The sequence below is a fragment of the Polynucleobacter sp. KF022 genome (assembly GCF_027924105.1).
In the GTDB taxonomy this organism is placed as follows: domain Bacteria; phylum Pseudomonadota; class Gammaproteobacteria; order Burkholderiales; family Burkholderiaceae; genus Polynucleobacter.
Map to the genome: position 1 here is coordinate 1605165 of NZ_AP026972.1, position 21905 is coordinate 1627069.

Consider the following 21905-nt stretch of genomic DNA (forward strand, 5'->3'; position numbering starts at 1 on the left):
CATGGAATTTTTCCGTATTAAAAAAGATATTCCTTTTATGCGCCATGCATTGGCGCTCAATGCAATTTCTTTAATTACCTTTTTAGCAGCAGTCTTTTTCCTCTGGCATAACGGCCTACACCTCTCCATCGAATTTACTGGTGGTACGGTCATGGAAGTCAGCTATCCACAAACTGCACCGCTAGATTCGATTCGCTCTAAAGTTGAGAAACTTGGCTACGCAGATACGCAGATTCAGAACTTTGGTAGCTCGCGCGATGTCATGATTCGCCTACCTTTGCAAAAAGATGCTGAAGGTAAGCTAATCTCATCAGCCGATCAAAGTAATGCGGTGATGCAGGCATTAGATCCCGCCAATACTGGCGTGAAACTTCAACGCGTCGAATTTGTTGGTCCGCAAGTGGGTCAAGAGCTCGCATTTGATGGCATTAAGGCTTTGATCTTTGTGATCATTGGCATTGTTGTGTACCTATCCTTCCGCTTTGAGTGGAAATTTGCGCTTGCAGGCATCATTGCAAACTTGCATGACATTGTCATCATCTTGGGTTTCTTTGCCTTCTTCCAGTGGGAGTTTTCTCTGTCGGTATTGGCAGCAGTCCTAGCGGTTCTCGGCTACTCAGTAAACGAATCTGTGGTGATCTTTGACCGTATCCGGGAAAACTTCCGCAAATACCGCAAGATGAACACCCGCGAGATTATTGATAATGCAATTACTAGCACGATCAGCCGTACTGTTATTACCCACGGCAGTACTGAGATGATGGTTTTGGCAATGCTCATTTTCGGCGGTCCAACGCTCTTTTACTTTGCCTTGGCACTGACAATTGGTATTTTGTTCGGCATCTACTCCTCAGTCTTCGTTGCCGCAGCACTAGCAATGTGGCTTGGTGTTACTCGCGAAGATTTGGTGAAAGGCGATAAAAAGCCAGATGATGAAGCTCGTAAAGACGACCCTAACTACGGGGCGCGGGTTTAAGTCAGTAGTTGAGTTTGTTGATCAAGTGCAACTAAGATTTTCTTAGTTGCGCCTTGATGTTTCACTGAGTATGCCTTCGCCGCTTCGCTCATTCTTCTAAGCTCAGCCGTATTTAAGAGCAACTCTTTCAAAGATTCCATTAGGGCAATTGGTTCGGTTAATAATAACTCGCCCTTGACTCGCTTAGCTGCCCCACTATCAATCGCATCCAAAGCTGCCTGCTGAAAGTTATAAGTATGCTCGCCTAATAAAACAGGGCACCCAGCTGCACACGCCTCAATGAGGTTTTGACCACCAAAAGGAAGCAGACTTCCGCCCATTAATACCAAGTCAGAAGCACTGTAATACATTGGCATCTCACCCATGGAATCACCTAAGACAATATCTACCCCTGCACATTCGCTTGGGATACCTGACCACTCACTACGCCTGCGAAACTTTAAACCGGTAGCGCCAATTTGATCCGCTACTTCTGCAAATCGCTCTGGATGCCGCGGCACCAAACATAGCAAGGGTGGGATTTCAAAAGGATGATTTAGCAGTAAATCTTTCCATGCCCTCAGAATGATGGCCTCTTCCCCATCACGCGTGCTAGCAGCACATACCATCAAGCGTTGGCTGGAATGCAACTCAAACTGCCAAACCTTACCTTGCTCTACGAGAGCGGAATCCAAAGGAACATCAAACTTTAGGTTGCCGACTATCTGCACATTCTTCACACCTAAACTGAGATAACGCTGGGAGTCAAACTCGGTTTGCGCCAAGACACCAGCAAAGGCCTGAAATAAAGCGCGTCCCGCCTTACCAAATCGATTGACGCGTCGTGCGCTACGCTCTGATAAGCGAGCATTGACTAAAAAGAGGGGTAAGCCAATCTTTTTGCAGCGAAAGACAACCGTTGGCCAAGCTTCAGTCTCCATAAAAAGACCTAGCTTTGGTTTAAAGGTCTTCAAGAAATGCTCTACAGCCCAACAAATATCATATGGCAAATAGACTTGTCGAATCTGTCCCGTTGCAATCTCATTTGAAAATAATTGTTTACCAGTCCGACGCCCATTCAAAGTCATATGGGTGAGTAGAATGGATTCGCCTTTGGCCAGATAAGCTTCAATTAAAGGTTGTGCTGCCCTGGTTTCACCCACAGATACCGCATGAATCCAAATTGATCTCTGCGTAATGGGCTTGCTATAACCAAATCCTAATCGCTCCGGAATGTGATGCAAGTAGGAGAAGGCATGACGAGCACGCCATGCCAGACGAATAAAAGCCAATGGCAATAAGAGATGCCATAGCAGTTGATAAACAGCAAACCAGATCCGAGGACGCGCCCCGTACTCTGAATTGGTAGTCAAACTCACTTTTTCAGACGTTCGGTCAACTCGACCGCCTTACCCAAATAGGAAGATGGGGTCATCTCCAACAAACGCACTTTTGCATCTTCAGGAATCTTCAAGCCGCGGATAAAGCTTTGTAAATCCGCCTGATTGATACCTTTACCACGAGTCAATTCTTTTAATTGCTCGTACGGGTTCTCGATGCCGTAACGACGCATGACAGTCTGCACAGGCTCAGCTAATACTTCCCAACATGCATCCAAATCAGCAGCAATCGCTGCGAGATTAACCTCTAGCTTACCAAGCCCACGCAAAGCGCTGTCATAGGCCAATACACTGTGTCCAAAGGCTGGGCCCAAATTACGCAATACAGTGGAATCAGTAAGGTCGCGTTGCCAACGAGAGATTGGTAATTTTTCCGCAAGGTGACGTAGCAATGCGTTAGCAACCCCCAAGTTACCTTCTGAATTTTCAAAGTCAATTGGATTGACCTTGTGCGGCATAGTTGATGAGCCAATCTCGCCCGCCTTAGTGCGCTGCTTGAAATACCCAACAGAAATGTAGGCCCAGAAGTCACGATCCATATCCAAGAGAATCGTATTGGCACGAGCAATCGCATCAAAAAGTTGCGCCATACCATCGTGCGGCTCAATTTGAATAGTGTATGGATTGAAGGTCAAACCTAAACGCTTTTCCACTACGTTCTTGGAGAAATTTTCCCAGTCAAAATCAGGGTAAGCGGACAAGTGGGCATTGTAGTTACCAACCGCACCATTCATCTTCCCCAATAGCGGAACAGCAGCAATCGCATCAATCGCACGCTCTAGACGCTTTGCAATATTTGCAATTTCTTTTCCAAGAGTACTTGGTGAAGCAGGTTGGCCATGGGTGCGAGATAGCAAAGGCACTTTAGCGTGCTCAAGTGCCAAGTCAGTAAGAACGGAAAGTACCATGCGAAGTTGTGGCAAGAGCACTTCATCGCGTGCGCCGCGCAACATCAAACCATGCGAAGTGTTATTGATATCTTCAGAAGTGCAAGCAAAATGAATGAACTCACTAGCTACTAATAAATCAGGGCGTCCAGCTACTTTTTCTTTTAAGAAATATTCAACCGCTTTAACGTCATGGTTAGTAACAGCTTCAATATCTTTGATCCGCTGCGCATCGGCATCAGAGAAGTTCTCAGGTAGAGATAACAAAAAGGCTTCATCAGCGGCATTAATTTTTGGCACATCAGGAAGACCAGCGGCAGCTAAAGCTAATAGCCAATGAATTTCCACAAACACACGCTGACGCATAAAAGCCGCCTCAGAAAGCCAAGGACGCAAAGCATCCAGTTTTCCGGCATAACGGCCATCCAGAGGGGAAAGAGCATTAAGGGTAGAAAGCGGCTGACTCACGAATATTGCCTTTGCATTGAAGATGTCAATAAAAGCTAATTTTAATGCGTTTAGGAGTCCAGCAAACCTCAAATAGGATGGCTATACTGGATCCCATGAAACTTATCGGATCCCTCACTAGCCCCTACGTACGTAAGGTACGTATTGTTTTTAACGAGAAAAAGGTCGATGTTGACCTCGAATTAGAGAATGTTTGGGCTGCAGATACCAAAATTAGCTCTACAAACCCCCTAGGGAAGGTTCCTTGCCTGATTTCTGATGATGGGGAGACGATCTATGACTCCCGCGTCATAGCAGAATATGCTGACGGCCTAAGCCCTGTCAGCAAGCTCATCCCTGTCGATAACCGAGAACGGGCTGCGGTGAAGACCTGGGAAGCCCTGGCTGACGGAATTATGGATGCCGGTATTTTGGCTCGTTTAGAGCGTACCTTGCGCCCAGCAGAACAACAAAGCCAAGCTTGGTATGACCGCCAAATGGGTAAGATCGATGCCGCCCTTCGTGAAATGTCTGAGCAACTCGGCGAAAACACCTGGTGTCATGGCAATCAAATGACCTTGGCCGATATCGCCGTTGGTTGCGCCATTGGTTATTTATTGTTTCGCTTTCCTGAAGTGAAATGGCAGACACAATATCCAAACCTAGATCGCCTGTATCAGAAACTAATGGAGCGACCTTCATTTATGGAAACAGTACCACCCGCTGCTTAAATAGCTGACTGCTTAAATAAAAAATGCCAATCGCACTGATTGGCATTTTTGTATCTATTTCTGGGCAATGCAAATTATGCGGAAATAATTCCGCCACCCAAACATATCTCTCCGTCATAAAGAACAGCTGATTGTCCGGGTGTCACTGCCCACTGTGCATCCGGAAAACTCAATTCAAAACTTTGCGCATCATTACCGGCGATTAAGGTGCAAGCTGAATCAGCTTGACGATAACGCGTCTTAGCGGAATAGCTTCCAGGTATTGGCGCTGTGCCAGATACCCAGCTAGCGTCCATTGCAGAAAGCTTGTGAGCCAATAGCCATGGGTGCTCGTGGCCTTGAGCTACGTATAGGGTGTTATTTGGGATGTCTTTACGGGCAACATACCAAGCATCACCATTGCCATCCTGACTGCCGCCCAAACCAATGCCTTTGCGCTGACCTAAGGTAAAGAATGCTAAACCCATATGCTCGCCAACAGTCTTACCCTCTGGCGATTTAATGGGACCAGGTATACGAGGTAAATAGCGGTTTAAAAATTCTCTAAAAGGGCGTTCACCAATAAAACAAATTCCAGTGGAATCTTTTTTCTTGGCGTTATGCAAACCAATTTTCTCGGCAATTTTTCTAACTTCCATCTTAGGAATTTCTCCCAGCGGAAACATGACGTTTGCTAATTGCTGCTGAGTTAAACGATGCAAGAAATAACTTTGATCTTTACTCGAATCAACCGCTTTCAATAACTGCACTTTTCCGCCCTCGTGATGCACGCGCGCATAGTGGCCTGTGGCAATCGCGTCAGCCCCCAAGCTCATGGCGTGATCTAAAAAAGCTTTGAACTTAATTTCAGCATTGCACAACACATCGGGATTAGGTGTTCGCCCTGCAGCGTATTCGCGCAAAAAATCAGCAAATACACGTTCACGGTACTCAGCAGCGAAATTGACGGCCTCAACGTCTATGCCGATCATATCGGCCACAGAAACCACGTCTAGCCAGTCCTGGCGAGCAGAACAGTACTCGTCGTTGTCATCGTCCTCCCAATTCTTCATAAAAAGGCCAATAACTTCAAAGCCTTGTTCCTTGAGCATCCAGGCGGCAACCGACGAATCTACCCCTCCAGACATGCCAATAACGACTTTCTTGGTCTGGGGCGATGGGATTGCGGAAGAATTGAGCGGGATCATCAAAAAATGCGAGAATTCAATATAAGCTGGTATACCCCATTGTAGAAGCCTTAAAGAAAATTAGTGCAATTCTAAGTGGGTCTGAAGGGCTTTATGTATAAGGGTATGTATATATACGCAATTGCGTATATATACATAAAATAGATTTTTTGAAAAATTTTGCTTTTGGAGACATGCCATGCGCATAGGAGTGCCACTGGAAACAAGGCCCGGGGAAACTCGAGTAGCCGCTACACCAGAAACCGTTAAAAAACTTATTGGTCAAGGTCATAGCGTCGTCATTCAAAAAGATGCCGGAGTAAAAGCCAGTCAACCCGACTCTGCGTATGAAGCTGTTGGTGCGACTATTGGTAGCGCAGCTGACGCATTTGGTGGTGAGATTGTTCTTAAGGTGCGCGCACCTGAGGCGGCTGAGCTTAAACAAATTAAGTCTGGCACCGTCCTCTTGGGTATGCTCGATCCATTTGATAACGACATGATTGCTGCGATGGCGGCTCAAGGTGTTACCGCATTCTCATTAGAAGCTGCACCACGCACAACACGTGCACAAAGCATGGACGTCTTGTCTTCTCAGGCCAATATTGCTGGATACAAGGCCGTGATGGTTGCTGCTAATGAATATCAACGCTTCATGCCAATGCTCATGACTGCCGCGGGTACCGTTAAAGCAGCTCGCGTTCTGATCTTGGGCGCTGGTGTTGCTGGTCTACAAGCAATCGCTACTGCAAAGCGCCTTGGTGCTGTGATTGAAGCATCGGATGTTCGTCCTGCAGCTAAAGAACAAATTGAGTCTTTAGGTGCTAAGTTTGTTGACGTTCCCTATGAGACTGATGAAGAACGCGAAATTGCTCAAGGCGTTGGTGGTTATGCCCGTCCAATGCCTGAAGCTTGGATGAAGCGCCAAGCAGCATTAGTTGCTGAACGCGCACAACAAGCAGACATCGTCATCACTACTGCATTGATCCCCGGACGTAAACCTCCTGTTCTATTGCACAGTGACACTGTGGCTAACATGAAACCAGGATCAATCGTGATTGACTTAGCTGCAGGTAAAGGTGAGAACGGTTCTGGTAACTGCCCTTTAACTCAGGCAGATAAAGTGATTGATGTAAATGGCGTGAAGATTGTGGGCTATACCAATTTAGCTAGCATGGTTGCAGCAGATGCATCCGCTCTCTACTCACGTAACTTGCTCGACTTTATGAAGCTCATCGTGGATAAAGAAGCGAAGTTGGTAATTCCAACCGATGACGACATTGTCACCGCTTGCTTAATGTGCCGTGATGGCCAAGCCATTCGCAAGAATTAATAGTAAAAAATACTAAGGAAATATTATGGATCTCGCTGCCTTTCAAAGCATCCTTACCGTTCAGAACATCACTGTGTTTGTGTTGGCTATTTTTGTTGGCTATCACGTAGTTTGGAACGTTACCCCTGCACTTCATACACCTCTTATGGCGGTAACCAATGCCATCTCCGGCATCATCATCGTTGGCGCATTGCTTCAAACTGAAGTCATCGGTGGCGATGAAATTACCCTCACCAGCATCATTGGTGCAGTTGCTGTATTTCTCGCATCTATCAATATTTTTGGTGGATTTATGGTCACCCGTCGCATGCTTGAAATGTTCAAGAAAAAAGCCCCTAAGGCTGATGCGGCTGGAACTAAATAAACCTAGAACAAGACCTATATAGAGAACAAAACTATGTCAAACATAACCGCTATTTCTTATCTCATCTCATCGGTGTTGTTCATCCTCGCTTTGCGTGGCCTGTCTTCACCAACCACTTCACGCCAAGGTAATACCTTCGGCATGATTGGCATGCTGCTTGCTGTGATCACAACATTCATGATTCCAGACTTCAAGCCTGTATTTTCATTAATCATTGCTGCAATTGTTGGCGGCGCTGTTATTGGCATCATTGCTGCCAAGCGTGTGCAAATGACCAAGATGCCTGAGCTGGTGGCCTTAATGCACTCCTTCGTTGGTTTGTCAGCTGTATTGATCGCGATTGCTGCGGTATTTAATCCTGCACACGACCATACTGGCGCACAAAAGATCGAACTCTTTATTGGTGCATTTATTGGTGCCATCACCTTTACTGCATCTGTGATTGCATTCGGTAAGTTATCTGGTAAGGTCAGCGGCAAACCCGTCAGCTTTGCTGGCCAACATTTGCTCAATCTCCTTTTAGCCGTCTCAATGGTTGGTGCTGGTATTGCCTACTATATGGGTGATAGCCATGCAGCATTCTTGGCAATGTGTGCGATCGCTTTGGTATTGGGGGTGACCTTGATTATCCCTATCGGCGGCGCCGATATGCCAGTGGTTGTATCGATGCTCAATAGTTATTCTGGCTGGGCAGCTGCAGGTATTGGCTTTACTTTAAACAACCCCGTATTGATTATTGCAGGTGCCTGCGTAGGCTCATCAGGTGCAATTCTGTCTTACATTATGTGTAAGGCGATGAACCGCTCTATTTTGGCTGTATTGCTTGGGGGCTTTGGCGCAGAAGCTGCTACAGGTGGCGGCGATGATGGCGGCCCTAAGAACTACAAAACAGGCTCACCCGAAGATGCGGCTTTCTTGATGGAAAACGCAGATACTGTGATTATTGTTCCAGGCTATGGCCTTGCAGTTGCTCGCGCTCAGCACGCTTTGAAAGAATTAACTGAAAAGTTAACTCACCATGGTGTTACTGTGAAATACGCTATTCACCCAGTTGCCGGTCGTATGCCTGGTCATATGAACGTTTTATTGGCTGAAGCTGAGGTTCCTTACGATCAAGTATTCGAGATGGAAGATATCAATAGTGATTTTGGTCAAGCCGACGTAGTCTTGGTGCTTGGTGCTAACGACGTAGTTAACCCAGCAGCTCGCACTCCAGGTAGCCCAATCTTTGGTATGCCAATCCTAGAGGCCTTTAAAGCCAAAACCATCATTGTTAATAAGCGCTCTATGGCTGCCGGTTATGCTGGCCTAGATAACGAACTTTTCTACATGGATAAAACCATGATGGTCTTCGGTGATGCGAAGAAGGTTGTTGAGGAGATGGTCAAGGCTGTTGAATAAAGTGGGAAAGCCTTACTAGATAAAGCTTGAAAGTAAAAAAGAATGTGAAAGGCCTAAATCTGTCCTAATCGAGGGATAGAAGATGGCAACATTTAGGAATAGACACGGGAAGTGGCAAGCCCGTGTTCAACGCAAGGGGCAGCAGCCCGTCAGTAAATCATTCCAATCTAAAGAAGATGCTCAGCGCTGGGCGAGGCAGATTGAAGCCGAGATTGATAAAGGCAGCTATACCAACATAGCCCTAGCCGAAAGAACCCTGTTTAAGGACGTTATAGAGCGCTATGTGCAGGAAATTACGCTCAAGAGGAAGAAAACCAAAAATTTAACTTTAGAATACAGCTCTATCAGATTAAATTTAATTTGGGCCCACTAATTTTGACTTTTTAGTAGCTGCAGGAAAAATTACTTGAAACTATCCCACCTTAGAGGTCTGAAAGCTACCCTAGCTGTAAGGCAGAGGTTGCGTTAGTGCTAACCAGAAATAGATGCCGATAAGATATTTATGTCGGTAAACACTTTTCAATAATAGTTTTATATTTTTTATTAATCCACTCGTGCTCGAGTGAATGTTTTTTTATTTCAAATTCCGCATTAGAAGGATTTAGAAAAATATTAGTTAATTTTTCACCCCACTTTTTTACAAATTCCTTTTTATATATATTATTTCTCTCTTCAGTTTGCTCGGGAGTTTCTGCGCCCCTCCAAGTTGATTTCCCCATGAAATGAAGCACATAGGAATCCAAAGCAATAGCAACTTCAAATCCATTTAAATTAGCTCTAATTCGATAATCAATATCTTCTGCCCCACCCCTTCCAAAACCCTCGTCAAATAGACCCACTTTTGAAGCAACAGCATTAGGTAATCTAAAGCAATAAAATGGTAAAAAATGAGAATACATGTATTTTGGCCCTAATCTCTCCTTACGTCGCCAGGCAATAATTTCTTCAAAAGATTTTTCATGTCCAATAAAATCTTTTAGATCCATTGCTACATCTAACGAAAATTCACCATTTTTAAATACCTCATATTGGTTACAACATGGCAAGGTAATAACGGCATCAGATTGCAAAAGAGGAGGTAGCCAATCACGGGTAAAAATAATGTCATTATTTAAAAAAATCAAGTGAACATCATTCTGAAGAGTAATAGAGAGAATCGAGTTTACGTTTTGAGCAAATGATTTCTGTTCTTTATTTTTAATGACAACACATTTACCTATTGAGTTCTCTGGTAATTTTAAAAGGCTGTTGTCATTATCAATCAAATAAAACCTATCTCCTCGAGATAGATCAAAATCAGTTTTTTCAAAAAAAGATTCGACTGCATGATAGGTATAGAGGCTAGATTTCTTTGTATTTATCATGCCAAAGTAACTTGGAATATATTTCATCTATAAATTTCACTATTATTGAGTTAGATGTAAAGATGTCTATTTTAATGGCATCTAGCAACATATAACAGTATGTGTATGCCAGAGTAAATGAGGCCACTTATAACTTAAGCTGAAAAGCATCTCCATGAAAGTAAGTCTCCAGGAAATCGCAAAAGCCCCCTAATTCATCTGTAATACAGATGAAATCTGCTCTACAGAGCCGCCATGAATACTTATTAGTACTTAGTTAAGTAGCTATTGTGCTATTCTTTTTCTGGCCTTTTTCTGGCCTATTTACACTTAGCTCATGGGTGTTTTTTATTATTAATCGTACGGATATGGTTTTTTATATTCTTTAATTACTTGCTCTTAAATTATTGTTTCCAATAGTAAAACAGGCTTCGCCCGTAAAACCATGATGGTCTTCGATGATGCGAAGAAGGTTGTTGAGGAGATGGTCAAGGCTGTTGAATAACAAGCCAATATCAGAGTAAACAAAAACCGCCTACGGGCGGTTTTTTTATTTCCAATTAAATCATCAAGAAAACTTAATTATTCATTAAGTGATCAGGGGAGAGGCCCCGTAGGTAACGATCGTGCATTCTAGAAAAAATTGTCTCTATATTTTTCGTAAACAATGCGGTATTGAATAATGGCGCTGACAAACGGTTACAAGATAAGCGCTCCTTTATTTCCCCTAGCTTTTGTGGATTTAACGCCAAATCAACAGCCAAGTTTTCATACTCTTGTGACGTGTGCGTTACAAGCTCAGGTAGTTCGATAGCCTTCAACAGACTGGCGGCCACCCTACTAGCAAAGGCATTTCCAATTTTCGTGATAATCGGAACCCCCGCCTTTAATGCGTCTAATGCAGTGGTATGCGCATTATATGGACTCGTATCTAAGAATAGATCAACCAAGGCAATACGAGACAAATGATCCCTCATCGAATCGACTTTTGAGGCAAATATCACTCGCTTTGGGTCTATTCCCAGTTTTTCAAACTCGTACTGTAAGTTTTTCTTAAACGTCGAATTATTTTCAGAAATCCAAATAACGCTATCTGTAACCCGAGATAAAATTCTTGCCCAACTTTGAACTACGTCCGAATTAAATTTATAACTGTTGTTAAAGCAACCGAATACAAAGCCTTGTTCAGGCAGTCCAAGTTCTTGCCTATGAAATACCTTCTTGGACGGCACCCTGGAAGAATCGTCAACCATATAGGTATCGGGGAGATATGCCACTTTTTCAGTATAGAGTTCACGACTTATTTCTAGAATGACAACACCATCCGCAATGATGTAATCCATAAAATCTGCACCAGTCGTGCCTGGATATCCCAAGTAGTTCACTTGTATTGAAGCGGCTCTATAAGAAAAAATTCCAGTCCTAGAGTCCTCAGTCAAGCCTGATAAATCAATGGCAATATCTATTCCTAACTCGCGAGCACATTTAGCAACCTCCACATCCGACATGGACGAGACATCTATAAAGCGATCAAATGCATTAATTAAGCGAGGCCTCATTGAATCTGTTGCGGGAGCAGGCTTTAATGAAAATGCATAAACCTCAAATAAATTTCTATCGTGCAATTCAAAAAGCTCTGCAGTTAAATAAGAAACTGGATGCTCACAAAAATCACCGGAAAAATATCCCAGACGAATTTTCTTATTTTTTTGGTGGCTCAGAATTTCTCCCAACGCAGGGTTAGCAGGAAACTTTTCTTTTGCATATATTTTTGCAACCTCTAGATGCGTAGCACTGTCATCAATTAGCGATAGCACAGAAAAAGGGGTTGTTGCTTTTTCATGAGAGCGGAGTTTATTTTTTAAAAGCTCAATATTTTCTTGGTGATTTTTCCAAATACCGAGTTTGAGTTTTAAATGTAGAGAATCTCCGAAAGCCCAAGCAATATCAGTTTTATGCGATAGAGCCTTGTCGTATGACGAAGAGGCCTCCTCATAACGCCTGAGCATTTGTAATATAACTGCTTTATTCGCCCAAGCTTCAGAGTATTCTGGTGAAATATTAAGTGCATTTTCACAACTCAATAGAGCCTCCTCATAGCGCTTTAGCGTCAAGAGGGCCACACTCTTATTTGACCAGGCCTCATAGTAATCAGGCTTATAACTAAGAGCTTTGTCGTAACAAAACAATGCCTCTTCATACCTCTTAAGGGCATATAAAAGCACCGCTTTATTTGCCCAAACCTCTGCGTGCTCTGGTTTATAGCTTAATGCGCGCTCATAGCAAATTAAGGCATCTTCATATTTTTCTAAATCATGCAGTGCATCTGCCTTATTAAACCAAGCCATTGAATAATCTGGCTGATAACTCAATGCCTTATCGCAGGATTCGCAGGCCTGTACATATTGCTTTAAATTTTTTAAGGGAATGCTGCGATTTGACCAAGCCTCAAAATATGCTGGATTTAATTTAATAGCCTCATCATAGGCACCAATCGCCTCCTGATAGCGCTCTAGATGATTTAAGGCAACTCCCTTATTTAACCAAGCTTCCGGTATTGCTGAATTAATCCTAATAGCAGCATCTAAAGATTCAAGTGCTTTCTTATAATGTCTGAGCTCATTAAAAGTAGACCCTTTGTTTACTAACGTATCTGCATCATCTGGCTTAATATTTAAGGCTTGATCGTATGCACTAATTGCCCCCAGGTAATCCCCCTGCATTGAGCGTAAAAGACCTAAATTGAATGAAATTTTGTAATCATTTTGAATGAGTGTTTGTAATTTCTCAAAAATAAGTTGCGCGTCAGAGAGTCGGTTATTTTGGGCACAGCTAAGGCCGATTTGAAATAACAGATCTTTATTATCAGGGCCCTCTTGAAAAGCTGCCGTTATTAAATCCTGAGTCTCCTCCAGCTTATTCTCACGAACTACCTGAATAATTTTTGTAATAAGGGAAGATGGGGTATTGCTCATACTGTCACTATTAAAAAGTGCTTTTAGTTATTTATTAAAAATTGACTATAACAAATAAAAAACGCCTGGTCTTTTGAACCAGGCGTTTTGTTTCTACAGCAAGCTAGCTGGAGGGGTGAGGCTATTACATCATGCCGCCCATGCCACCCATACCACCCATGCCGCCCATATCAGGCATGCCGCCACCAGCAGACTCATCCTTTGGCGCTTCAGAAATCGCGCAATCAGTGGTCAACAAGAGACCAGCAACAGAAGCTGCATTTACCAACGCAGTTTTAGTTACCTTGGTTGGGTCAATAACGCCTTGTGCAACGAGGTCACCGTATTCACCAGTAGCTGCGTTGTAGCCATTATTGCCTTTACTTGCCTGAACAGCATTAACAACCACACCTGCGTCTTCACCGGCGTTGCTAACAATAGTACGCAATGGCTCTTGCATAGCACGCAATACGATGCTGATACCAGCGTCTTGATCAGCGTTATCGCCTTTCAATCCCTTGATACCTTGCATTGCGCGAATCAATGCTACGCCGCCGCCAGGAACAATACCTTCTTCAACAGCTGCGCGAGTTGCATGTAATGCGTCGTCAACACGAGCTTTCTTCTCTTTCATTTCTACTTCAGTAGCAGCGCCAACACGAATCACTGCAACACCGCCAGCCAACTTAGCTACACGCTCTTGCAATTTTTCTTTATCGTAGTCGCTAGTAGCTTCTTCGATCTGAACACGAATGTTCTTCACGCGAGCTTCAATAGCTTTAGCATCGCCAGCACCATCAATGATGATGGTGTTTTCTTTGCCTACTTCGATACGCTTAGCTTGACCCAAGTGCTCAAGAGTTGTTTTCTCGAGTGTGAGGCCAATTTCTTCAGCAATCACTGTGCCGCCAGTCAAAATTGCGATGTCTTCCAACATTGCTTTACGACGATCACCGAAACCAGGAGCCTTAACAGCACAGGTTTTGATAATGCCGCGGATGTTGTTCACAACCAAAGTTGCCAAAGCTTCACCTTCAACATCCTCTGCAATGATCAACAATGGACGACCAGATTTGGCTACTTGCTCAAGCACTGGGAGCAAATCACGGATGTTGGCTATCTTCTTATCAAACAAGAGAACGTATGGGCTTTCCAGTACGGCAACTTGTTTTTCTGGTTGGTTAATGAAGTATGGAGAAAGATAGCCACGGTCAAACTGCATACCTTCAACTACTTCGAGCTCGTCTTCCAAAGACTTGCCATCTTCAACAGTAATAACACCTTCTTTACCTACTTTTTCCATTGCTTCAGCAATACGCTGACCAATACTGTGGTCACTATTTGCAGAGATTGAACCTACTTGAGCAATTTCTTTAGTGGTTGTGCAAGGCTTGCTAATTTTGGCGAGCTCTTCGATTGCAGCTGTAACAGCCTTATCGATACCGCGCTTTAAGTCCATTGGGTTATGACCTGAAACTACATATTTCATACCCTCGCGGACGATGGACTGAGCCAAAACAGTAGCGGTAGTTGTACCGTCACCAGCGATGTCAGCAGTTTTAGAAGCAACTTCCTTTACCATCTGCGCACCCATGTTCTGGAGCTTGTCTTTGAGTTCGATTTCTTTTGCTACGGATACACCGTCTTTAGTAATCGTTGGTCCACCGAATGAACGCTCAATCACCACGTTGCGACCTTTTGGTCCCAAAGTTGTTTTCACTGCATTAGCAAGAATGTTTACGCCTTCGACCATCTTGGTGCGGGCGCTATCTCCAAATACAACGTCTTTTGCTGCCATGATTAAATTCCTCTCTTAGATGCCGAAATTACTTCTGTACAACAGCCATGATGTCGTCTTCACGCATCACGATGAGTTCTTCGCTGTCAACTTTTACTGTTTGACCTGCATATTTACCAAACAAAACGCGATCGCCTACCTTGACGTCAGGCGCGTTTAATTTGCCGCTGTCATCACGTTTGCCTGGACCTACTGCCAAAACTTCACCTTGATCAGGTTTTTCTGCAGCAGCGTCAGGAATGATGATTCCGGAAGCAGTTTTTGATTCTTGATCTAAACGCTTGATGATTACGCGATCATGTAAGGGACGCAAATTCATCTCTTCTCCTATGTTAGTAAGTATTAACTATTTAAATAAACTATATAAATCAAAGCCTTAAAATCTCATTACACGGAGTTTTGGGGTAATTTAAGATTAAATGACCTTTTTAGCACTCGCGTGTAGGGAGTGCTGATTATATAGGTCTCATTCTCAGTATTTCAAGGGTGGATCACCATAAATTCTTTAAGGATTTAGCCCCTTTTTATAATTGGGAAAGGCTAGTAGGTCATTTCCTACAGATAAATCAGCCTAAAGCCCTTACCGCTCCAATCTGTCCTGCCTAGACTGGACAGTCACCGATTGGAGAATGCTGATGAGCCCGAAATCCCGGCTGTACACGCTTGTAAAGGCATGGAAGAACAAACCCTTCCACGAAGTACGAGACGCCTATGGCGACCCCTGGCTTGGCCTTAGCAGCCAAGCCCTCGAAGAACACCAATCCTGGTCTAAACGACAAGCGATTAGTCATGAACCCATTTTTAACTGCAAGGGAACAAAACTGACAGGATCTTTATTTAGACCGCTGCTGAATGCCTCAGACATGCAGCTATTACGCCTTTTTATGGAAGGTCTAGACACCGTTGCCTATTGGTATCGCAGTGGTCGCTTTATCCCCGGAATTCTGCCAATACCAACCCATACCATAGCTTCAAGTGGCTATGTAGATGTAATGAGTGAATTGATTTTGAACTCCCGCTTGCCGGTTGGCTTGTTGGCGATTGGTCTTCAATCCATTCCAGACTCCGCAAATGTTGATTCCTTTAAAGAAGGTTTGCTTCGCTTACGAAGACTTGGAGTCTTGCTACATTTCTTAAATTTCTGCGGAAGTGCTGAGGAGTTGCATTGGATTGCTGAGATGCAATTGGACGGGGTTCATATTGATATGAGCAAAGTACGTGAACACAATCTAGAAAGTAATGCGCTCTCCCTACTAAGGCAGTCACCTTACTTGCCAACACAAATTTACGCAAGGAATGTTGGCTTAGTCAAAGATTTGGAGAGAGCCTCAACCCTCATTGCTGACCACGCATATGGCGGAATCATGATGGCGCCAGTCAGCCGCCACCAAATGCTTCAAATAAATGATAGCCGTATCGCTAAAGCCATTTTTTCGCTGCACCCTCATCAACACCTAAACCCTAATGGAGACAAGTAATGAGAAAACGCGTGATGTTGGTAGACGACCATCCAGCAATGTTGATGGCGCTTAAAAGTATGTTGCAGGACCAGTTGTTATTTGAAATTGCGGGACAAGCTCAGAACGGCGAAGAGTGCCTTAGATCTATGAAGGAAGTAAATCCCAACATGGTGATTCTGGATTTGGATATGCCCAAGACCGATGGATTTGATGTTATTCGTCGCATCGGGCTGATGTATCCCGACGTTCGTATGCTGGTACTTTCCAGCATGGATGAGGCCGTATATGGCGGCAGAGTGCGCTCATTAGGCGGTCACGGCTTTGTTAATAAAACTGCAGGGGCAGATGTCATTTTGGCTGCCTGCGTTGCCATTTCTCAAGGCTATAACTTTTTTACTCATGGCAAAAATGGAAATAGCTCATTAAGTGACAACGATAAGCTCGCACTAATTTCTGATCGTGAATTACAGGTCATGAAATATCTAGGTAAGGGCAACACCAATCAACAGATATCCGATATGTTGCATATCAGCAATAAGACGGTGGCCACTTACAAGACTAGAGTCTTTGACAAACTTGGCATAAACAATATTGCCGACCTCATTTTATTTTGCCGCATGAACAACATTATCGAAAGCTAAACCAGCATGCGTCGATCTATCGCCCATATTGCTTTTTTTATTCTCCTCAATGGGTTAATGAGCAACGCCAATGCCAAATTGGTGAATTCGGTTGAGCAAAGGTGGGTCGATGCACATCCTGTAGTACGTTTTAGCATTCATGAAAAGTACGCTCCTTATTTAGGACCCAATGAAAAAGGTGAGGTTGGTATTTTTCATAGTCTTTTGAGTAAGCTCAGTGAATTTACTAAGCAAGAATTTCTACCTAAATGGCGCAAGAGCGATCAGGAGGGTTTGCAACATCTCGCCAGCGGGGAAGTCGACTTCATTATTGATCCGCCAGCCCTGGATGACGAATATCTGAGGTTCGGCTCTCTATCAGAGGCAATCTTTTGGGGTCATGATGCCATTCTGACTAAGCGTTCAAAAAGCGATATGTCTATTGAATCCATCAATATTGCTTACTTCGATCGTGGCTATGAAAACCCACCATTACCCGCACACCCACAAGCCAAGATTTCTAGTTATGCGGATAACCTAATATTGGCCCTACTTAAAAATGATATTGAAGCGCTCGTCTTACCAATTCGACTTGCACAACGACTGATTCAAAGCGCATATGGTCAGCAATTGCAATTAAATGGTCTATATAGCCGCGAACCATTTGCATATCGCTGGCTTATTGCCCATCAGAACGAGGCCTTACATGGAGTTCTTGAGAATTTTCTTAATCACTTGGATCCCATAGAGTCGCGCAATCTCTTTGCAATTCACTCAAGTGAAGATTTTGATCAAAATACAGACTCCATCCACTCAAAACTTGCCTGGGTGTCTGCCTTGACAGCTTTAATTGGCGGGATGATGTTGCTTTGGCATATGAAGAGAAAAAATCAACTGCATACACAAGAAACTAAAAGCCTCATGAACTCTAAAGAGCTTGCAGAAAAAGCAAATGCGGCGAAATCGTCATTTCTAGCTACGATGAGCCATGAAATTCGTACACCCATGAATGCTATCTTAGGAGTACAAGAGCTATTGCTCAATAGCCCACTCCCTAAAAATGAAAAGGCATTACTCAAAAGCGCCCATTCATCAGCCGAGTCACTCTTAGGCATCTTAAATCAGGTTTTAGATCTTTCCAAAATAGAAGCAGGAAAGCTGACTCTAAATTTAGAGCCCTGCTGTCTCAACACTTTAATTGACGATATTGATTCAGCATTCTCAGCCGTTGCCAAAATTCAAAATCTTACGCTTCACACATCGAAAGATTCTCGAATTGCACAAGTGCTGATGATCGACGCACTTCGGCTTCGGCAAATCCTGCAAAACCTCATTAGCAATGCCATTAAATTCACCGAGCATGGAGAAATTTATTTCTCCATTAGCGTTTTAGCAGATGACCATGCAGGGCAATTAATTGAATTTCGGGTAATTGATACTGGTGTTGGTATGGGATCTGAGGATATCGAGCTTGCTTTACAGGCATTTGAGCAAATTCCAGGCACTACTGAGCAACATAATGGAACTGGTCTTGGGCTCACTATCACCAATCACTTGGTTCACTCCATGGGCAGTCAGTTGTTTTTTGATAGCGCACCAGGATTTGGTAGCAATATTCATTTCTCAATAGCATTACCTCGCACCAGCATAGCCTCATCCAGACAGGAGTTAACAAGCAATCACACCCCTCCCTCCAAAAAACTAGTCTTTAGATCCCAGAATAAATCCAACCCCTCCCTACGTGCCCTAGTGGTAGAGGATCATCCCGCTAGTAGGCAAATTATTTCCTTGCAGCTAGAAGCCCTAGGTATTGAAGCCGTGGTTTGCGATAACGCACACACCGCCCTAGATTTAATTACTCAATCCAATTTCGACCTTTTACTTACAGATCAATCTATACCTGGCATGCAGGGCTCAGAACTGGCTAAGCGCATCCGCAATCTTGGACATCGCGATCTGGTGATCATCGGTGTGACCGCAGATATTTACGCGCTGGATTCACGCCATCAGTTCTTTGCTGCCGGCATGAATAGCGTCCTCATTAAGCCATTGAGTTTAATGATTCTAGAAAATGAATTAACACGCCACTTCTCAGTACAAGAAGTTGTTGAGGGGGATGTGCTAGACAGTCCTGACGGGGAATATTCATTTGATGTATTTGCAAACCTACTCAAACAAAATCCAGATCATATATTGGTCATTTTGAATGAGTTTAAAAAGGTTCATGATGAAGCTCTTGAAATATTACGAGGTAATCAATGTGATGAAGCGATTTTCACTGGCCTGGTTCATAAGGTAAAAGGCGGTGCCCACCTACTGCAGGCTAAATCGTTTATTCAGGCCTGTGCCGGGCTTGAGCAAAAGGGTAATTTACACCTCAGGATCGAAGAATTTACTCAATTACTGATGCAGCAAAATCAAATTATTGCGGGGTATCAATCCAAATACTCAGAATCCTAAATAAGGTGGGTTTATCCTATGAGGAATGCGCTCTTATTTTCTTTATTACCCCGCTTTAATAGCGGCCCTTTTCTGGCTTGCCAGTTCCAGTGCTGCTGCGAATAATGCTGCTCCAATTGATATTCCTAAAGCAGTAACTAGCAGTCTTGAGCGTAACCAGATCCCCAAAGATGCCATCAGCATCTCAGTAATAGAGATTGAGACTGGACGCTCAGGAAAGCATATTTCTAAAAATATTCTAGGCTGGCGTTCGGAAGCGGTCATGAACCCCGCCTCAACGATGAAGCTGCTGACCACTTTGAGTGGCTTGGATATTTTGGGGCCTCATTATCGTTGGCGCACTAATATTTATACCGATGGAATTATTCGCCAAGGCACATTAAAAGGTAATTTGTATTTGCAAGGTACGGGCGATCCTAAGCTTATTCCTGAAGAGCTTGCTAAGATGATGAAGGAGCTACAAGGTCTTGGCATTCAAAAAATAGACGGTAATTTATTTTTTGACCGTAGCGCCTATGCGCCGAGTGTCATGGAGCACAACACGATTGATGGCGAGGCCTTACGCGCCTACAACGTTCCGCCAGATCCACTGCTATACGCTTTCCGCACTCTCTCGTTTCAATTGGGTAAGTCACGCACCGCAGACTTCATTGATATCAGCTATACCCCCGCGCTCTCACAACTAAAGGTTGTGAATCAAATGCAGTTAGTAGATCGTGCCTGCGATAGCTGGAAAAGTAATATTCGCTTTAGCTTAGAGCCTGAGGGAGCTAGCAATACCGATCAAACTTTAACGGCCCAGTTCTCCGGAGCCTTTCCAAGCTCTTGCAAGGGCGTGAACTTCAACATTGTTGCTTTAGATGCCAACACTTTCTTAACCCAAGGCTTTGCGGCCGCCTGGGAGTTAGCGGGTGGCACTTGGACTAAACCCCCTATTGGCAAGGATGGCAGCGTACCACTGGCAGCGCGTCTATTACTGCAGTTCGAAGGCATTAAGCTGGCCGATGATGTTGTAGACATCAATAAATACTCCAACAATGTCATGGCACGCCAAGTTCTGCTCACACTTGCTCTCGAGAAAATGGGTAAGCCCGCAACAACTGCTAATGGCGATCAAGTCATTCAGAGTTGGCTCAAGCAAAACGGTCTAAATTTTACGGACTTGATTATCGAAAATGGGTCCGGTCTATCTCGCACTGAGGCTATCTCCGCTGAGCAAATGAACCAACTGCTCTTAACCGCTCGTAATCTTCCTGTAGCAGAAGTGTTTTATAACAGCCTCCCGATTGCAGGAACTGATGGCACCATGCGCAATCGTTTAATGGGTCAACTTCGTAAGTTTTTACATCTAAAGAAAAAGCCTGAAGCGAGAATTAAAACTGGCTCTCTAGTAGACGTGCGCGCAATCTCGGGCTATGTTTTAAGTAAATCCGGAAAAATGTACGCCGTGACTTCCTTTATTAACCACCCCAATGCCTGGAGAGGTCTTGAAGCGCACGATCAGTTGCTAACTTGGTTACTGGAAGATGGGCCAGAACCAAAGCAAGCACGCTGAAGTCGGTCTCTAACACCGTCCCACTCCTCACCCGCTGGCGGCTCAGGGAATAAAATTAAGTCCCAGCCCTGTTGATCCAAATCACGCAATGAGCGATACAGACGACTAGCGAAGGAAGCGCTATCACTCGGAACTTCAACCTCTTCAAAGTGAGCAGAAGGATGCCCATCGTCACCCAAGGAAGAGTCAGAATCCCATACTGCTACAGCAACACGAGATTTAATGTCGGGAAATTCGCTTAAGGCATCTAAGACGCGACCGGGAGCATATAAACGCAAAGGTGTCGTTGGCGCGTAATGGGCTTTGAGACTTCCAGATACCTTAGGAAGCTCTTGCGCTGAATCTTGTAGTTCTCCAGGCAGATATACCTTTACACCCGTCTTAGCGAAGATCTCGCTTGGCGTAATTGCACCAGGCCTGAGCAACACTGCCTTGTCGCCTGAAGACAAATCAATAATGGTTGACTCAATACCTATCTCACAATCACCGCCATCTAAAACCATCAAATCGAGCATGCCCTCAAATTCATGGCGAACATCTGCAGCACTGGTTGGCGACACTTTACCGAAGCGATTGGCTGATGGAGCTACAACGCCGCCCTTAAATTTACGCAATAGCTCTTTGGCAATAGGGTGTGATGGTGCACGAATTGCTACCGTATCTTGACCGCCAGTTAAAGCCGTTAAAACACTTTTATCTTTTTTGAAGACCAGCGTTAGAGGTCCTGGCCAAAATGCATTGATCAGCTTTAAAGCTTCTTCTGATACATCTCTTGCCCAAGGCGCCAATATCGGCACCCAATCTATCTGTGCCTGATCGAATTTATCTGGTGCAGCTAAGTGGACAATCAGCGGATGATTCGAAGGGCGGCCCTTGGCAGTAAAAATCTTCTTTATGGCTTCAGTATTTTTAGCATCTGCACCCAATCCATAAACAGTCTCAGTCGGAAAGGCGACTAGACCACCATCACGCAAAGTTTGCACTGCTTCGCTCATGACTGCGGAAGATTGCAGTAGCGTACTGTCGCTGGACAT

The 21905-nt window shown here is 44.1% G+C and carries 18 protein-coding genes; 10 read left to right on the plus strand and 8 right to left on the minus strand.

Translation table 11 applies throughout. The annotated features are described in order from the left end of the window. The first annotated feature begins 1 nt into the window (after window position 1). Entirely contained in the window at window positions 2-976 is a 975-nt protein-coding gene (secF, locus tag PKF022_RS08290) for a protein translocase subunit SecF (protein ID WP_281776560.1), read from the plus strand. On the opposite strand, the gene PKF022_RS08295 is transcribed toward secF, so the two are convergent. Both PKF022_RS08295 and purB read right to left on the minus strand, forming a co-directional pair. Beyond that, window positions 973-2334 (minus strand): 3-deoxy-D-manno-octulosonic acid transferase, encoded by a 1362-nt coding sequence (locus PKF022_RS08295; protein WP_281776561.1) that lies wholly within the window; start codon window positions 2332-2334, stop codon window positions 973-975. The two genes, secF and PKF022_RS08295, sit on opposite strands and share 4 nt — an antisense overlap. Continuing rightward, window positions 2331-3710, minus strand: a complete 1380-nt coding sequence (gene purB, locus PKF022_RS08300) for an adenylosuccinate lyase (protein ID WP_281776562.1) — start codon at window positions 3708-3710, stop codon at window positions 2331-2333. The genes PKF022_RS08295 and purB overlap by 4 nt, the downstream gene beginning before the upstream one ends. Before the next feature lie 95 nt (window positions 3711-3805). Here purB and PKF022_RS08305 point away from each other — a divergent pair, with 95 nt between their 5' ends. After that, window positions 3806-4420 carry a glutathione S-transferase gene (locus tag PKF022_RS08305; RefSeq protein WP_281776563.1) on the plus strand — a complete coding sequence of 205 codons (615 nt, stop codon included), beginning with the start codon at window positions 3806-3808 and terminating at the stop codon, window positions 4418-4420. Window positions 4421-4494: 74 nt separating this feature from the next. On the opposite strand, the gene mnmA is transcribed toward PKF022_RS08305, so the two are convergent. Then, entirely contained in the window at window positions 4495-5607 is a 1113-nt protein-coding gene (mnmA, locus tag PKF022_RS08310; RefSeq protein WP_281776564.1) for a tRNA 2-thiouridine(34) synthase MnmA, read from the minus strand. 178 nt (window positions 5608-5785) lie between these two features. Between mnmA and PKF022_RS08315 the strand changes: the two genes are divergently transcribed. The 4 genes from PKF022_RS08315 (at window position 5786) to PKF022_RS08330 (ending at window position 9054) form a co-directional block, all read left to right on the plus strand. Further along, the gene (locus PKF022_RS08315; RefSeq protein ID WP_281776565.1) at window positions 5786-6916 is read left to right on the plus strand and encodes a Re/Si-specific NAD(P)(+) transhydrogenase subunit alpha; all 1131 of its coding nucleotides are present in this window, start codon (window positions 5786-5788) and stop codon (window positions 6914-6916) included. Window positions 6917-6941: 25 nt separating this feature from the next. Then, window positions 6942-7280 (plus strand): proton-translocating transhydrogenase family protein, encoded by a 339-nt coding sequence (locus tag PKF022_RS08320; RefSeq protein WP_011903634.1) that lies wholly within the window; start codon window positions 6942-6944, stop codon window positions 7278-7280. A 33-nt stretch (window positions 7281-7313) separates the two neighbouring features. Then, entirely contained in the window at window positions 7314-8681 is a 1368-nt protein-coding gene (locus tag PKF022_RS08325) for an NAD(P)(+) transhydrogenase (Re/Si-specific) subunit beta (protein WP_281776566.1), read from the plus strand. A gap of 82 nt (window positions 8682-8763) precedes the next feature. Then, a complete protein-coding gene (locus PKF022_RS08330; protein WP_281776567.1) occupies window positions 8764-9054 on the plus strand; it encodes a hypothetical protein in 291 nt (96 codons plus the stop codon). A gap of 127 nt (window positions 9055-9181) precedes the next feature. Here PKF022_RS08330 and PKF022_RS08335 read toward each other — a convergent pair whose 3' ends face one another. From PKF022_RS08335 to PKF022_RS08350, 4 genes are all read right to left on the minus strand, one after another. Next, on the minus strand, window positions 9182-10072 hold the full coding sequence (locus PKF022_RS08335; protein WP_281776568.1) for a hypothetical protein: 891 nt from the start codon (window positions 10070-10072) through the stop codon (window positions 9182-9184). Between the two features lie 530 nt (window positions 10073-10602). Beyond that, window positions 10603-12999: a glycosyltransferase family 41 protein gene (locus PKF022_RS08340; protein WP_281776569.1), complete on the minus strand. Its 2397-nt coding sequence runs from the start codon at window positions 12997-12999 to the stop codon at window positions 10603-10605. 124 nt (window positions 13000-13123) lie between these two features. Beyond that, window positions 13124-14776 carry a chaperonin GroEL gene (gene groL, locus PKF022_RS08345; protein ID WP_068320933.1) on the minus strand — a complete coding sequence of 551 codons (1653 nt, stop codon included), beginning with the start codon at window positions 14774-14776 and terminating at the stop codon, window positions 13124-13126. Between the two features lie 28 nt (window positions 14777-14804). Continuing rightward, window positions 14805-15095, minus strand: a complete 291-nt coding sequence (locus tag PKF022_RS08350; protein ID WP_072582790.1) for a co-chaperone GroES — start codon at window positions 15093-15095, stop codon at window positions 14805-14807. A gap of 316 nt (window positions 15096-15411) precedes the next feature. On the opposite strand from PKF022_RS08350, the gene PKF022_RS08355 reads away from it, so the two are divergent. Genes PKF022_RS08355 through dacB form a run of 4 tightly spaced genes read left to right on the plus strand, consistent with a single transcriptional unit; the run spans window position 15412 to window position 20871 of the window. Beyond that, the gene (locus PKF022_RS08355; protein WP_281776570.1) at window positions 15412-16254 is read left to right on the plus strand and encodes a diguanylate phosphodiesterase; all 843 of its coding nucleotides are present in this window, start codon (window positions 15412-15414) and stop codon (window positions 16252-16254) included. Next, complete coding sequence (locus tag PKF022_RS08360) at window positions 16254-16877, plus strand: response regulator transcription factor (RefSeq protein ID WP_215347694.1); 624 nt, start codon at window positions 16254-16256, stop codon at window positions 16875-16877. The genes PKF022_RS08355 and PKF022_RS08360 overlap by 1 nt, the downstream gene beginning before the upstream one ends. A 6-nt stretch (window positions 16878-16883) precedes the next feature. Beyond that, window positions 16884-19316 carry an ATP-binding protein gene (locus tag PKF022_RS08365; RefSeq protein WP_281776571.1) on the plus strand — a complete coding sequence of 811 codons (2433 nt, stop codon included), beginning with the start codon at window positions 16884-16886 and terminating at the stop codon, window positions 19314-19316. Between the two features lie 25 nt (window positions 19317-19341). Beyond that, on the plus strand, window positions 19342-20871 hold the full coding sequence (gene dacB / locus PKF022_RS08370) for a D-alanyl-D-alanine carboxypeptidase/D-alanyl-D-alanine-endopeptidase (protein ID WP_281776572.1): 1530 nt from the start codon (window positions 19342-19344) through the stop codon (window positions 20869-20871). On the opposite strand, the gene PKF022_RS08375 is transcribed toward dacB, so the two are convergent. Beyond that, entirely contained in the window at window positions 20817-21905 is a 1089-nt protein-coding gene (locus PKF022_RS08375; RefSeq protein ID WP_281776573.1) for an L-threonylcarbamoyladenylate synthase, read from the minus strand. The genes dacB and PKF022_RS08375 overlap by 55 nt on opposite strands.